The sequence below is a fragment of the Pseudomonas sp. E102 genome, assembly GCF_052660185.1.
In genome coordinates this window covers 2,176,941-2,192,018 of record NZ_CP084025.1, presented here as the reverse complement: position 1 = coordinate 2,192,018, position 15,078 = coordinate 2,176,941, and the positions used below count along the sequence as shown (strand labels likewise).

Genomic DNA, 15,078 nt, shown 5'->3' with positions numbered 1-15,078 from the left:
GAACATGTGAGCGGTCAGCGGCCGTATACCTGGCGCAACTGCTCCTGAGTCAACGCGTCTTCGAACGGCACCGGCACTGATTTCACCGCGCCGTAGAGGTTGCGGTAGCGCCAGTAATTCCCATTGTTGGCCAACTGATAACCGCGCTCGACTACACGCTGCCCATCAAGCACATAGCGCAGGGTTTCCTGGGCCGCTTCCGGCGGCGCCGGCAACATCAGGTCGGCAGCCAGCACACGCATCGACTCATCGATACATTCGTCGAGCGCCGTCGTCACTTGCGCCAGGTCCAGCGAGCCGTCGTCGACACAACGCTTGCCGCAACGCCGGATCGGCTGGCTGGAGACTTCAATGCGCATGCGATACAACGCCGAACCGGCGATGTCCTGGACCTGCACCTGATTGATCAATACGAAGCTGCCACGATCAGGCGTCAGCATCAGCTTGGGCTCGATCACCAGGCGGGCACTGATGTCTCCCCCGCCCTGCTTGAGACCCGCTGCCAGCGAAGCCTGCTGGAAACGCTGTTGCAGGCGCTCCTGCAACGGCACGCCGGCAAGCAGGTCCGCCAACGGCCTGGACTCCTTCGCGGCGGTTTGTTCGGCATCGCGTTGCAAGCTACCGCTGCCCATCTGGGTATTGATCAGGCTGGCAACCAGCAAACCGGCAAGCCCAGCAGCGTTGCCAGAACTGGCGACCAGGTTATGACTCGACGAAGCAGCCTTCTGTGCGGCCTCGGCGTCCACCACCGTAGTGGCACCGACAAACGCCTGGGGCAGTTGCAGGTCAACCTTCACCCCGTGGGTCTGGACATAGGACACCGCGTCCGGCGTTTTGAACCCGGCCGGCGGGGCTGGCTTCTGCGCGCAACCCGCCACCATCAGCAAGGCCACCGAGCCGAGCGCTATCAATCCGCGCTTCATTGCTCGAACGGTGTGATCATTTGCTGGCGACTCGTGTCCATCGCCTGGTAAAAGGCGTTGGTCAGATTGGTGTAGTTCGGTTCGTCCCACTCGCCCTGGGCTGCCTGCACAACGGAGAAAGGCTTGAACCACAGGAGCCGGTTGTCGGCCAGATCAACCACCATGCCCTGCCCGCCCACCTGCGCCATGGGGACGCTGGTCGGCACGATGCTGTAATAGCTGCGGGTAGCGCCCGTTCCCATCACGTTCACCAGCAGCAGGCGATCGACACCGTAGGTGGCCTTGATCGGCGTCAGGTCACGGGTGGTGTAGCCTTCGCGGAAACTGACTTCCTTGTATTTAGTCAGGTCCACCGGCTCGTTGATGCGCTTGGCCTTGTAACCCTTGGCCTGCAATTTGGCCACGATGGCGTCCGGCAAGGTGTTGAGGTCGCGTACTTGCCATTTTTCAACGTTATCGCTGAGCTTGCTGTTGACGCCTTTATTGATGGCCAGGTCCAGCAACCCCTGATTGCCGGTCAGCGCCAGCACCGGCTCCGGCACCACGTTGATCGCCACGCCAATGGTCGGCTCCTTGGCGTCCCAGAATTGATGGTCCACCGGTACCGGCGGTTGAACGTGGGCGCAACCGGTGAGGGTCAGGCAGGCAAGAACGGTCAGTGTCGCGAGGGTGCGAAGCGTACGAAAAGACATGTATCAAGTCCCTATGATTAAAATCGATGCTGCTCATATCGGCAGCTGCGGCATTAACAATAGTGGCATATTGATATTTATCTTTTCAATCTTCCTCACAGATCAAAGACTTCGACTGCCTCAGATCATCGGCGAACTGCTCACCACCCGCAACGCCAGCCCCTCGAACGCGTCCAAGGTAATGGTGAACTCGCCTTCCGACGTGAGATCCCCTTCGACTCGCTCATTGATGATGTCCACCACCGGTCCCGGCGCGATATCTGGCAGATGGAGGGTTTCAGTGATGGGCGTCGAGCCGAAATTCAGCGCGGTGATCTGCGTGCCTTTGCCGGCCGGCAGTTCATGGACCATGATCAGCAACCCTGGATGCTCAACGTCCGGAATCAATATCTGGCGACTCGCGGCGATGTCGTAGGCCCGGCGCGCGGCCAGGATTCTGCGCAGTTGCGAGGCGAACGAATCCGGATCCTTCAATTGGCTCGGCAGGCTGCCATACAACGTCCTGGCGCGGGGCATTTGCCCGGCAGACATCGGCGCTTGCGGGTTGAGGTCTACAAGGTCGTAGGCGCCGCGATGGATCCAGCGCGTGTCGCCGTCGCGCATCAAATGCTCGACCTGCTCCGCCGGCAACGGCAATGCCCCCACCAGATCCCAGCCTGACAAGGCGAACACGCCCGGCTGCATGGCGTTGAACATCACCAGCAGTAGATGCACCTGGCGAATCTGCTGGATATCGGCGGCGGTGATGGCATCGAGGTCGCGGATGCCCAGCGCGGCGGTGATGATGCTGGCCGTGGTGCAGGACACGCCGTTGGTCACGAACCTCAAGTTGTAAGGCGCATGTTCACCGGACAGGCGCTCATACATCTGCTCGCGAATGTGCTCGCGCAAGATGTTGCCGGGAAACGTCTGGCCTTGGTAGAGGTAGGTGTCATGGGCGTGCAGCGTCCAGAAGTGCACCAGCTCAAGGGTCAATTCGTCGTGGTTTTGCAGCGCGTGGATCAGCGACCCCGGATCGATGCCAAAGGCGTGCATCTGGCGCAGCATCAAGCGCAGGAATTCGGTATCGCCCATCAGCAAGGCATGCTGGTAGGCCGGTCGCGTGATGAAGTCATAGGACAGGTCCGCCCCGCCGTGGGACATGGCGGCGATGTCATCCAACGTCAGGTTCAATTCCTGGAAACTGAAACCCCCTGCCTTGCGAATCGCACCGCCGAGCAGCTGGTTACCGGTGATCGACAGCGGGTGGCTCTCGGACCATGCAGTGCCATCGAGCTTGCGCTCGACGCCCAGGAAACCGTTGGCGTCCAGGCGCAGGATCTTCGCCCCCATGCAATCGATGGCGTGCAGCGCATCGCCAATGATCATCTGTTGCGCGGCAAAGCTTGGATCAAGCCAGTTCAGCGACGGCTGCCCTTCCTTGAAGTAATGCAGGTAGACCCAACGCCGCGGCTTGCCATCCACACCCATGACGACGGGGGTTGCGCTCCAGTCGGTTTCCTTGACGCCGGGTTCGAAGAAGATCACCCGCTGCAACTGGCCGACGATGTAGTGCTTGTCGCGCAGGGCGTCCACCTGCTGCGCGGTGAGATTCTGCGCGTCGCGCCCCTCCTCGACTTCAGGCAACAGCGGCCAGTCTTCCTCGCGGATCTCCACCATGTGGTAGAGGCCTGGATAGTCGTCGTAGGCCATCTCCGCCAGGCGGAAATCCGCGCCCTTGCCGGTGTGGGACGGGATGACGTCGTCGATGACCACGGCATTGTGGGCAGCGGCCATGCGTGTCAATGCCTGCAACTGGGCCTCGGTGCCCAGTTCCGGGTCGATGTCGAAGCTGATGCGGTCGAAGTTGCCGTCGATCGTCGGCGTAAATTCAGTGCCGTGCAGGCCTCCGGACCTTTTCAAGGGGCCGTTGTGGATGCCCTGGATGCCGATCTTCGACAGCGCATGCCACAAGGTTTCATCCCCCAGCGCTTCGAGCACCGTGCCATCTTCCCGGGTGACGATGGAGGCCGGGTACGCGGTGAACCAAACGGAGGATAGCGCGCAGGCGTCACGGGGCCGGGTGTGTGCGAAGGGCTGTTGCCACAGGCGCCCTTGTCCCGAGTAAAGCTTGGCCCGCTGCCTCGCCGCCTTGAGCATCGATTGCTCCACCAGCCAGTCGACATGGTTTTTCTCAGCCATCGTCATGAAAACAATCACCCGTCATAAGGAAAAATTGGCCCGGCGCCTGGTATCCAGGGCGCCGCTTATGACTCATATGAGGCCGTGGCCTGGCAATCGTTGCATTGGGACGGTTCGCGAGATGGCAAACCCGCCAAAACCGTGGAGAGGGAGCAACTTCCCTCGCCACATAGGTCTATTCAGCACTCAGTCGTCGTTGAACAGCGCTCCTTCGTCTCTCTCCCCCGGCGGACCAGGTCTTTGCAAGGTGGCGCAATTCGAACCATCGCCCTGCCCATCGAGTCGGGCCCTGACGAATGCGAAGGCATCTTCCAGCGAACCGTGCAACACCCCGTCATGCCCCAGGCCTTCATAGGTGCGCCAAGTGACGGGGTTGCCGGCGGCGCACAACGCCGCCGCGACCGCGTACTGCCGCTCTGGCGTGATCGTCTGATCTGCCTGGCCGGTGGCGATGAACAACGCAAACGCAATCGAAGCCTGCGGCATGTCGGTGGACGGGATGCGCGCTGCGTTCAATGCCTCGGGGGTGATTGTCAACAGCTCTGCAAACGAACCGATCCGCAACGCCTTGGATTTGAGCGCAATGTCACGGGTACAGCCCTGCCGGGCGACGTCCAGCAATTGGAGGCCCTTGGCGGTCAGGATGGTTTCGATTGGCGGTCCGTCTTCGCGCAGGCCACCGGACGCCAGGACCAGGAACACGGTGTTGGATTGGCGTGGCGGCAGCGCAATGGGGCCTTGGGGAAACGTGCTGTTCGGCGCCGTGAGTATCGCCCCCAGGATAGGCAGTTCGGGTGCGTAGGTTGTTGCAAGTATCGCCGCGCCCAACGCCGCCCCGCCGCCCTGGGATTGCCCGGCGAGGAACGTGCGAGGGGCGATCAGCCCTGGTCTGATGGCGCGGGCAGCGCGAATCGAGTCGAGAACGGAACGTCCCTCGGCTTGCCAGAATGTATAGGGATGCGGCCCCGGCCCGCCCAGTCCTTGGTAGTCAGTCACGACCACCGCGAACCCTCGCGCCAGCCAACGATTGATGTACGCCGCGTCACGGTCGCGCAGCCCGGTCCAGGAGGGCGCGCACGCATCGGCGATCCCCTGCGTACCGTGGGCCCAGGCCAGCAGCGGCCAGCCTTCGGCGGGGGGATTGCCCGCCGGCAGGTATAACGCGCCGCTGACCGGAACGAGGCCGGAATGCCAGCGTTCGTCAACCGAACTGTAGAGCAGGCGTATCGCCTGCGCGGCGGCAGGCATTAGTGCCTGCACTGGCATGCGCTCGTTTCGCAGCAGCGTACCCGGCGATTCGGGCATTGCCTCAGGCCAGCGATAAAACGCCGACAACTGCACATCCCCGGCAACGGGCCCGACAGGCAGCGTACCGGCGGCCATGCCAACGGATGCCGCGACGCAGGCCCATGCAAAGGCCGCGATTCGGAAAACATTCATGGGAGGTTCGCCTGGTTGGAAAGCGCCTTGCGCAACGCGTTGCCCTGAGCAGCGAGTACGTTGCGCGCGATGGGCGCCACTTCGTTGAAACGGATAAAACCGTGGGTCATGTTCGCCAGGACTTGCAGGCTCGCCGTCACGCCTGCGTTCTTCAGCCGCTGTGCCAAAGCTCGGTTCTCATCCAGCAGCGGGTCCAGCTCGCCAACGACCAATCGCGTCGGCGGCAGGTCCGTCAGGTCAGCCGTGATTGGCTGCACCCGCCAATCGTCCTCATCATCGGCCAGATAGCTGGCCCAATAGGCGCTCATGGTTTCGACCGACAGATTCTGCCCTGCGTATCCGCCCAACCGTTGCCACGAGTTGGAGGTCATGTCCCGCGAGTAGCTGCCGTAGAACAGCAACAGCTGGCGCAGCGCATCGATCCCCGCGTCACGCAGCGCAATGGCCGCGCCCAGGGCCAGGTTCGCGCCCGCCGAATCGCCGCCCAGGGCATAGCCGCGCACCGGGCAGTCGGTGATTGCCCCGAGCTTGATGACACGGCTGACGATCGCTACCACCTCGTTGAACGCCACGGGAAAGCGATGCTCCGGCGACAACGCGTAGTCGATGGAGAGCACCGCCAGGCCACTGTCGCGAACCAACTGACGCAGCGGCGCGTCCCAGCCGGCCAGCGAACCATGGCGAAATCCGCCGCCATGGCAGTAGAACATCAAGCAAGGCGTCTCATCGCCCTCCGGCCAATAAAGCTTGCAGGGAACCGTTCGGCCGTTGACGCAAAAGCCCAGCGTGCGCTCGTAGCTCAGGGGCACGCTGCGGTGCGCCGCCCACGCATTGATCCGCTCCAACTGGCCCCGGACGCTCTGCACATCGCCCTGGACGATCGGAAGCAGGCCCTGTTGGCGCAGCGACGTCGCCACCGCGAGCAAGTCGGGATGAACCGGCGGGCGTGACTCCGGCGACGGGTTTTCGCTACGACTCATGGCCACACCTGCGTGCCGGCGGGTCGTCGTCCGTCCGCGATGACGCAATGGCTGGGCGGGCTGCGCCCTTGCAGGACGGCCACCGCGCACTGGGCGGCAATCAGGTTGGTGCGATTGAGCCCCTCGACCGTGGAGGCCCCGACGTGGGGCGTCACGACCACGTTCGGCAGTTGGATCAATCGTTCGGTCACAGGTAAAAGCGTGGGGTCAGACTCGCTTTCGAAGACATCGAGCCCCGCCCCTGCCAACCGGTTCTCCCGCAGCGCGCAGAGCAGATCCGCATCGCGCACCAACCCGCCCCTCGCGGTGTTGATCAATACCGAGGACCCCTTCATCAGTCTCAATGCGTGCTCGTCGATCAACCCTTGGGTTTGAGGATTGAGAGGCGCATGAAGGGTGACGAAATCGCTTTCCTCGAGCAGCGTTTCCAGACCAACGAATTTACCGTGGGCGATACCGTCGAGCTGTGTTTGTGAGGATCAGGGGTAAAAATCAACGGTGTTACTTCAAACCCGGACAAGCGCTGCAGAACGCCCTGGCCGATCCGCCCCATCCCGACGACGCCCACCGTCTTGCGGTACAAATCGCCGCCCAGGGGGATCGACCAATCCCCTGCGGACAATCCCGATTGGCAGCGTTTGAGTTGGCGGCACACAGCGAGCATCAATGCCACGGTGTGGTCGGCGACGCTTGCGTCGTTGCCGCCGATCGCTATGGTCGCGACCTTCCCCGCCGCTACCACCGCCGCCGTATCAACCCGTTCGTAACCCACACCGCGACGGGCGATGACCTGCAAGCGCGGGAGCGAGCCCAACAGGCTGGACGTGATAGTCGCGTGCCCGACGATCCAGCCATCAGCGTCCTTCAAGATGTCGGTCAGTTGCTGTTCACTCAGGTCGCCGTCCGCTTGCCCGGGCGCCAGGTCGGCGACGACTACATCACAGCCGCGGCTCTCCAGGAAGTCGGTCGCCATGGCATCGAAGAATCGCTGTGTGACCACTATTTTATGACGAGGTGTAGACATCTCGAGCCTCTCGATAGAGCGGTTGAACTTCTAAAATGCGTAGTCCAGATAGACCCGCGCTTCCGAACCGCTCACCACGTTATCGGGTTGAGCGGAAACCAGTGCGACGAAGTCCTGGTTAATCCGGTAGTTGATATAAATCAGGCCCACGGAAAGTCCTGCGTATTCTTTTTCGTCAAAGCGATAGTAGAGGCGATATTCATTTTGTCGCTCGGTCACGTCGGTGCGTCGACCGCTGAACGGGTCGGTCGCGTCAAACTCACCTTGTTTATAAATAGTCATGACCTTGAAACCATCCAGCGAAGCGCCCAATAAAGAATGCCCGCTCAAGTCATATTCGGCGCCAATCTGCCAGGTTCGCTCACCGTCGTTATTGAAATCATTGCCGGAGCGTGTCCAGGCATCCATCCGGCCGTCAACATTATCGCCGTGGTCGAAGTAGGCATAACCCAGTTGCCCGTTGCTCAACTTTGCCTGGGTCTCGGAAAAAGAAAGACCCAGGCGAAGTTTATCGAGCAATAAACCCAGGTTGATATTCAACCATGTCGCGTCATCATCGTAAGCCGCCTCACCCGCCTCCCAGTCACGCTCCCAGATTCGCCCAGCTTTCTGGAACTCATAATATTGGGTGTCCAATACCACACCGGCTTTGTCGCCCAGCGGCGCTTTTAATGTCAGCCCATAACGGGTGTTTTCATTGAAGTCCCGCGCCACCCCGTGGGCGTAACCCAGCTCGACAGCTTTCAAGTCGTAATTGATGCCGTAGGTATACAGATCCTTGATTTCCTCGCCCGTCTGGCTCAGCAGGTGCTCGAAGTCTTCCCTGTCCCGAGGCGAGGTGCGGTTGATGTAGGCGGTTTCGAACCCCAACGTGCCAGGAAGCGGACCGATCCCCATCTCGGTGAAGTTCAAATGGGCGCGGCCTCCCTGGTAGGAGCCGGGCACGATCCGAGTGTCCAGCGTGACCAACGTTCCGGCGTCGAACCGCCCCCGACCTACTTGGGAATCGGCATTCCAGCCGTTGCCCTCGTAACGCAACTTGAAATAACTCTGTCCAACTTTGGCAAATCCACCGTTGGTGCCGTCAGTATCGTCGAACAGGTCCCGGCCATTGTCTTTTGAATCGATCATTGCCACGCCATACAAAGAGGCATCAATCCCTACAACCCCGGCCCAATAACTGGAGTTGTAATCCAGGATCGCACCGACGCCTGTGCCACCCAGCTCGGCACCGTCCGGAAAACCGCCAAAGCGATCTTCGATCAAATCGTTGGCGATACGCGTATTGATATAGACCGAACGAAGATAAGCATTCAACTTCCCTTCATGCTGGAACCTGTCAGGATCACTGATGGTTGCCGAAAGGCAAACTTCAGACATTAACAATGTCGACAGGAACGTCATAGCGACGGCGTTAATCGATTTCATCGACCACCTCTCTATTATTTTTATTTTGACGTGAGCAGACGCGAACTGGCGTCCTTTGAACTTCGGCGCAGCGAACTAATTAATTAATAAATCGCCCGGGTAATAACTGCCGTTACAATCAGGACAACGCTGCTGCCGATCGCCCAGAGCAGGCAATAGCGTTGCATGTCGCCCATGTCGCGCTTGATGATTCCACTGATGAGATAGACCGCTGCAACCAATGGGCTCAATGCATGCACCGGCTGCCCCAGCACCGACGCGCGAGCGATATGCATCGGGTCGATGCCATATTCGGCAGCCGCGGCCCCCAGCACCGGTAAGATGCCGAAGAAAAACGCGTCATTGGACAGCAGGAAATTGAGCGGCAAGGCCACCAGCGCAGTAATGATGCTGAAGTATTGGCCACCGCCGTCGGGAATCAGCTGGACGATCTTCCCTGACATGGCATCAACCATCCCGGTGCCGGACAAGATGCCGGTGAACGCACCTGAGGCAAATATCAGCGCGATGACCATCAGCACACTTTCCGAGTGAGCCGCGACTCTAGCCTTCTGCTCCGCCAAGCGTGGATAGTTGATCAGCAGCGCCAGGGAAAAACCCACCATCATCAGCAACGGCAAGGGTGCCAGCCCTGTGGCCATGGAGTACATGAGCCCCGCGGTAAGCACCAGGTTGACCCAGAAGAGTTTCGGCCGATGGGTTTCGGCGTGTACGGTCGGCAAAGCGACCTCCTGCGGTGCGGCGTCCTGGGTGCCGGGCGTCCATCCCAAGCGGCGCCGCTCCTTTCGGCCTATCCAGAACGCCACGGCAAACGCATAGGCAAGCCCCACCAGCATCGCCGGCACCAGCCCCAGGAACATTTCTGCCACATCAAGGTGAAGGGCGCTGGCGGCGCGGGCGATCGGTCCTCCCCAGGGAATCAGATTGACCACGGTGTTCGTCAGCAAAAGCATCAATGCCAGGATCAGCGGGTTCATCCCCAGCCGCAGGTAAAGCGGCAGGAACGCCGTCGTGACGATCAGCACAGTCGTTGCGCCATCGCCGTCGAAGGAGATGACGGTGGCCAGCAACGCAGTGCCCAGTACGACTTTAAGAGGATCATTTCCTACATGGCGCAGGATTTTCCTCACGGCGGGTTCGAAGAGCCCGGCGTCGAACATGATCGCGAAATACAGGATTGCAAACATCAGCATCAACGCGGTGGGCGCAACTTGCTTGACGCCGTTCATCACCATCGCGCCCAGTTCCGGTCCTGCCCCACTGGCCAGCCCGAAGGCAACCGGAATAAGGATGAGTGCCGTCACAGCAGAAAGTCGTTTGCTTATGATCAAGGCCATAAACGTGACGACCATTGCGAAACCTAACCAAGCCATGCGTTTCACCTTTTCGTTTTTATTGTTATCGATGCATCGAAAAATCAATGTGAACAACTCTTGCGCAGCCGAAATCTACATAGGGGCTGAAACGCTGTAAATCTTGATTTTTTTCGTCAACATCCCGGCTTAATCGGGCCCATCCCGCCATCGGTCGTCTAAAAAACACGTGTTGAAATTTATCCACCAATACACATTGACGACCTGACTGCATATCTAATAAACATGTACGACTTCCAATCACCCGAGTGGGCCCGTCATGCCAGAACAAGAAGGCCTTTACCTCTCGGCAGACGAGGCAGCCGCCCTGCTCCGGATCAGCCTGCCGACGTTGTACGCCTACGTCAGTCGCAAGAATATCCGCTCCATCAAAATCGCCGGGACGCCCAAGCGTCGCTATTGGGCCGAGGATATTCAGCGGTTGGTGAAGGTCCCGGCGGCGGAGAAACCCGTGGCGAAGCGCCCATCGCCCTCGGACAGTGCGATTACGCTGATCACCGATGATGGGCTGTTTTATCGTGGCCATGACGTCGTCGAGCTCGCGGACCGGGCCACCGTCGAAGAGGTGGCCGAGTTGATCTGGCAGGTGCCTTCGGCGTTCGGCGATTCGCTGCCTCGCACCCCGAAGGACAGCGCCAAGCTGTTGCAGATTTACGAGCACATGTCTGCCCAGGAAAAAGCCATCGCGCTTTTCCCCTTGGTCCAGCGAGAGAATCCCAAAGCGTTCGACCTTTCCCCGGACAGCTACGCCCGTACAGGCGCCGATGTCGTGAGGTGGTTTGCCGCGTTGGTCGTGGGGGCGACCGAACCGAGTACGCAACCCCTGCATGAGTTCATCACCCAGTCGTGCGGCGCCCCGCCGGCCCACGCCGATCTGATCCGGCGCCTGTTGATCCTCAGTATCGACCATGAGCTGGATCACACCACCCACAGCGTCCGCGTCGCCGCCACCACCGGCGCCACTCCGTACTACGCGGTCATCGCTGCACTCGCCGCCGCACGGGGCCATAAAATCGCCTATGGCAGGAATGAAGCCGCCAGTCGGATGATCGAAGAGATTTGTACCGCCGTGGACCCTACGCGACCGATCTTGCAGCGCTACAACCAGGACGGACACATTGTCGGGTTCGGTCCCAATGTCCACTCGATCAACGACCCGCGTGCCAGCAATCTTTTGGCGGCGCTCACGGCTGCCTTTGATGGCGACAGTGAGTTCATCAAGCTGCAAAAAGCCTTCTCGGTGGCCTCGGAGCTCGTGGCGTACCCACCGGAATTCATTCTCATGGTGAGCTTCATCGGCAGGAAACTGGGATTGCGCGGGCAGGAAATTTCATTGGGAGGCGTAGGTCGATCCATCGGCTGGATCGCCCACGCCAGCGAGCAATACAACCAACACCACGAGGGCCGCCCTCGCGCTCGCTACACCGGGACGCTGCCAACGGCGACCGATACCGGACGCCGCTGATTGGGGCATTCGTTGGCGATGCCATTGGGGCGCTGGCGACCCTAGGAGGCAACCATCGCCGCAAACAATGTCTCGAACTCGGTTTGATGCTCGAGCCCCGCCACGAATCCAAGCACCGCAGCCTGTGCCGATGCATCGAGATGCGGCATCGCCATGCGCCGGAACTTGCGCTCGAAGTCGCTATCGGTCATTGGCGTTTCGACCGAACCGGGACCGGTGATCATCTCGCTCACGACCAGCTCGCCGCATTTCAGGGTTACGCAAACACGGTTGGCAAGGTGCCGCGGAAACAGCGCGGTGAGCGCCGGATCTTCGACGACGCTGACTTTCTTCATCAAGGCAATCACTGCGGGGTCGGCGATCTTTTCTGCGGCGTACGAGCCGACCGTGATATCGCCATCGAGCAAGGCCCGGGCGACGTTGTAAGGCAGGCTGTGGTCAGCCGTTTCGCGGGTTTTCGGCAGCCATTTCTCTGGGGTATCGGCGAGGACCCGACGGTTGAATTCAGACGTTTCGATTGAAATGGCGGCAATGTCCTGCACACCGTCAATCCGCTTGCGGATATCCAGCGCGGCCCAGACGGCCGTGTGCAATTCGCCATTGGTGGGAAACGTCTTGGTCAGCGAGCGCCGTATCGCGTAGTCGCCGTTGCCGGGCGTGCCGAAACGACTGATGTCCAGGTCGAACGGTCCGCTAATCTGTTTGAAGAAGCCCATCTCGCCTTCGAAGATCGGCGACGGCCCGGTCATGCCATGGCGCGCCAGTTGCGCTGCGAAAATCGCGTTGCGAGCGGCATTGGCCGCGGAACAGCCCTTCCAGTCGGACAACGACCCGCTGCGCACTTGCCGCATCGCCAAATGCCCGCTCAGGGCGATGTTGATCGCTTGCTCGGTCTGCGCCACGTCCAGCTTCATCAAGTTGGAAGCCGCCGCCGCCATCGCGACGTTGATGTAGTTCACGTGGTCCCAGCCACGCTTGTTCAGGCTCGCCACATCCTGCAAGCGCATTTGGATCTCATATGCCAGGACGATGGCCGAGACCAACTCAGCCCCGGATGCGTTTTCGGCTTGCGCCACCGCCAGGCAGGCCGGGATGTTATCGCTCGGATGGCCGGGCTCCAGGCCCATGTAGCCATCGTTGTAGTCCAGGAAACGAACCATCAAGCCGTTGGCGAAAGCTGCGATTTCCGTCGTTGTTCTGAGGTTGGTGCCGAATACGCTGGATGATTGCGCCGTGTTTGCAGCGGCGTAACAGAGGGCAGCCTTGACCGGGTCACTCCCGTAGGCGCCCAGTATGCACGCCAGGCTGTCGATGAAACGCTGGCGTACCAGTTTGATGATGTCTTCGGGCAGGCGTTGGCTACGAAATTCATGGGCATATCGCGCAAGGCGCATCGCAACGGTCGGGTCCGTCATAGTTACCTCGGGTAAACAGGGGGTCGGTCCTCGTCCATGAGGCACACAAATCAAGGCTCGAGCGGGCGCCCGGCCTCAGTCGACGATCACGTCAAGCAGACGGACGTATTGCTGGCCGGCGTGCATGTCGCGCTCGACCATTCCGCCCTGGGGCGTCGCACGGGGATAGGAGATCTTGACCATTTCCAGATCCGGCACCGGGATCCGCTTGACCCGTTCCGGGTCGGTGCCGTAGAGCGTTGCGAATTGAGCCGGCGAGAGTGCCGCGCAATTGGAATAACGTTCGAAATTCTCGCGTCCGTTGAAAAAGATATCGAACGTAACCCAGAACGGCCCCGCTTGTTTGGATCGGACGTGCCGGCATACATCACGCAACTTAGTCATTGTGCAAGTTCCTTCACAGCTATTGTGGTGTCCGACAGATCAATCCACTTCAAACGAACCAATTCAAGGGGATTCTCAAGTTGCACCACGTGATTCAACTTGAACTCGAATATTTGCCCGCGAGGTATATCGGCCGGTGTAAAGGCAAACCCATAGGAAGGCAACTCCTTACCCATCACGCTTGGATAATGGAAGAAGTACGGATTACACGCCTGGGCAATGGTATTGGCCATTTCCTGCGTTGCAGCCGTGGCGACAAACAACATCCCTATTTCCGGTGGCGGTAACGTTCCGGCTGCGGGTTTGACACCGGTCACGCCATTCCACCCGTACATGCGCAGGGAAATATGAAACTCGCCCAACTCTTCAGCAGGAATCGACTGACGTGTTCTCTTATATAGCGCGTCCAGCAAACGGTCATGAAAACCATCGATGTCCTTGAGCACATCGGGGTCCTGAATGCCCACCAGCATGATGGTTTGGTACAAACCGGCGGCAGCGCCTTCCAACTTCATGGTGTAAGGCATCGGCTCCCATTGCGAGCCTTCTACCCGAACAGCGCGCCCATTCAAATCGGTGTAGCGCGCCTGGGCCACGTTCAAGATTCCGCCGGGCTCCAACAACCGGAACGGGTCACTGTTTTCGTAGAGCATATGGGCCGATACGCTATGGGGCGTGCACTGGTTGTCCAGGCTCAACGGCTCGACTTCGAAGCCGTTCGCGTCAACACTGAGCAGGATCCCCGACCCTAGCGTCGGGTTGACGGCGCATTGCACGCCGCATTCACCTGTCTTGCCGGCATGCCAGGACGGCCCCCATGGCGCGCCTTTCCAAATGGGATAGCAGCCTATGACGGCTGTGTCGGTCGAACGGCCGGCCAATATGATATCGGCGCCCGCATCCAGCGCGGCGAGGAAGGGTTCAACCCCTAGGGCAGCGACAATGTGCTCACAGGCGTCCACTGTCGCGTCGTCCAACTCGGCGTGGGGCGGCAATGGTTTGATACGACCTTCAGCGTTCAGCTTTTTAATGGTTTGCTTGTCTTGCTCACAATAAATGAGCGCAATCTTTGGTGACACACCCAACTCCCCGGCGATTTCCAAGGCAATATCACGCGTCCAATCAAGATTCAGATCGCCGCCCGCCTGCCCCGAAGTCCCGACAATAATCGGCACGCCGGATTGGGCCTGGGCCTTCATCAGAATAGTCAGGTCGCGCTTGACCGCGCCTCGGTTATTCTTCGATTTGCCAAGGGCAAGATAAGCCGCGCCGCTGTCGGTTGAACCCGCGTCCGTGGCAATTACTTGGGCCCCCGCCGCCAGCCCATAAGCAATTTCTTCTTCTCGTACACCCGCTCCCAATGAACCACAGGGGACAATCACTTTTACACAACCTTCAAATAACTGCTTCATGACACCCTCTTCTTGGCGACTCAGTGCGCCAATAATAGGGGCTGCAATTACGTTGACAAGTGGACAGATTTTGTCCATATAGCCCTGCGAATTAATGCTCTCGGAAGGCTACCGCAAGATAACTTTTAATGATTAATCGTGTTTATCCTGCATAACTAATGAAGAAAAAAATCAAGTACAAATATCTGTTCGAAGGCGCTCGAAGCGCACATGGCAACACGTTCAAAACGGCCGTTTGTCCCGCCCGTGGCTCTTCCCAGCCATCGCTTCAAGGGACGGGAAAAAGCGCGACATGACGCCCTCCGTGACGTCAACAATCCGTCACCAAAAACCTTCCTATAAAAACTTTTATATGAAGCGC

At 59.7% G+C, this 15,078-nt stretch carries 13 protein-coding genes; 1 reads left to right on the top strand and 12 read right to left on the bottom strand.

Going from position 1 to position 15,078, the window contains the following annotated elements:
- Positions 1-14 precede the first annotated feature (14 nt).
- The 9 genes from DOCECA_RS09920 to DOCECA_RS09880 form a co-directional block, all read right to left on the bottom strand.
- Positions 15-923, bottom strand: a complete 909-nt coding sequence (locus tag DOCECA_RS09920; protein ID WP_445571887.1) for a hypothetical protein — start codon at positions 921-923, stop codon at positions 15-17.
- Positions 920-1,615: a hypothetical protein gene (locus DOCECA_RS09915; RefSeq protein ID WP_445571886.1), complete on the bottom strand. Its 696-nt coding sequence runs from the start codon at positions 1,613-1,615 to the stop codon at positions 920-922. Before DOCECA_RS09915 ends, DOCECA_RS09920 begins: the two co-directional genes overlap by 4 nt.
- A 120-nt stretch (positions 1,616-1,735) precedes the next feature.
- A complete protein-coding gene (gene treS, locus DOCECA_RS09910; protein ID WP_434647797.1) occupies positions 1,736-3,802 on the bottom strand; it encodes a maltose alpha-D-glucosyltransferase in 2,067 nt (688 codons plus the stop codon).
- 180 nt (positions 3,803-3,982) lie between these two features.
- A complete protein-coding gene (locus tag DOCECA_RS09905) occupies positions 3,983-5,236 on the bottom strand; it encodes a lipase family protein (protein WP_445571885.1) in 1,254 nt (417 codons plus the stop codon).
- Positions 5,233-6,216, bottom strand: a complete 984-nt coding sequence (locus tag DOCECA_RS09900) for an alpha/beta hydrolase (protein WP_434676413.1) — start codon at positions 6,214-6,216, stop codon at positions 5,233-5,235. The genes DOCECA_RS09905 and DOCECA_RS09900 overlap by 4 nt, the downstream gene beginning before the upstream one ends.
- Entirely contained in the window at positions 6,213-6,638 is a 426-nt protein-coding gene (locus tag DOCECA_RS09895) for an NAD(P)-dependent oxidoreductase (RefSeq protein ID WP_445572158.1), read from the bottom strand. Before DOCECA_RS09895 ends, DOCECA_RS09900 begins: the two co-directional genes overlap by 4 nt.
- A complete protein-coding gene (locus tag DOCECA_RS09890) occupies positions 6,575-7,240 on the bottom strand; it encodes an NAD(P)-dependent oxidoreductase (RefSeq protein ID WP_445571884.1) in 666 nt (221 codons plus the stop codon). Before DOCECA_RS09890 ends, DOCECA_RS09895 begins: the two co-directional genes overlap by 64 nt.
- Positions 7,241-7,270: 30 nt before the next feature.
- Complete coding sequence (locus DOCECA_RS09885; protein WP_434647807.1) at positions 7,271-8,668, bottom strand: OprD family outer membrane porin; 1,398 nt, start codon at positions 8,666-8,668, stop codon at positions 7,271-7,273.
- 83 nt (positions 8,669-8,751) lie between these two features.
- Positions 8,752-10,041, bottom strand: a complete 1,290-nt coding sequence (locus DOCECA_RS09880; protein WP_420763683.1) for a CitMHS family transporter — start codon at positions 10,039-10,041, stop codon at positions 8,752-8,754.
- Positions 10,042-10,300: 259 nt separating this feature from the next.
- On the opposite strand from DOCECA_RS09880, the gene DOCECA_RS09875 reads away from it, so the two are divergent.
- Positions 10,301-11,506 (top strand): citrate synthase, encoded by a 1,206-nt coding sequence (locus DOCECA_RS09875; protein WP_445571883.1) that lies wholly within the window; start codon positions 10,301-10,303, stop codon positions 11,504-11,506.
- Positions 11,507-11,547: 41 nt separating this feature from the next.
- Here the strand turns inward: DOCECA_RS09875 and DOCECA_RS09870 are convergent, their stop codons facing one another.
- From DOCECA_RS09870 to DOCECA_RS09860, 3 genes are all read right to left on the bottom strand, one after another.
- Positions 11,548-12,921 carry an MmgE/PrpD family protein gene (locus tag DOCECA_RS09870; protein ID WP_434606110.1) on the bottom strand — a complete coding sequence of 458 codons (1,374 nt, stop codon included), beginning with the start codon at positions 12,919-12,921 and terminating at the stop codon, positions 11,548-11,550.
- Between the two features lie 75 nt (positions 12,922-12,996).
- Positions 12,997-13,305: a DUF4387 domain-containing protein gene (locus DOCECA_RS09865; protein WP_420763680.1), complete on the bottom strand. Its 309-nt coding sequence runs from the start codon at positions 13,303-13,305 to the stop codon at positions 12,997-12,999.
- On the bottom strand, positions 13,302-14,717 hold the full coding sequence (locus tag DOCECA_RS09860; protein ID WP_434606112.1) for an acyclic terpene utilization AtuA family protein: 1,416 nt from the start codon (positions 14,715-14,717) through the stop codon (positions 13,302-13,304). Before DOCECA_RS09860 ends, DOCECA_RS09865 begins: the two co-directional genes overlap by 4 nt.
- Between the last annotated feature and the right edge of the window lie 361 nt (positions 14,718-15,078).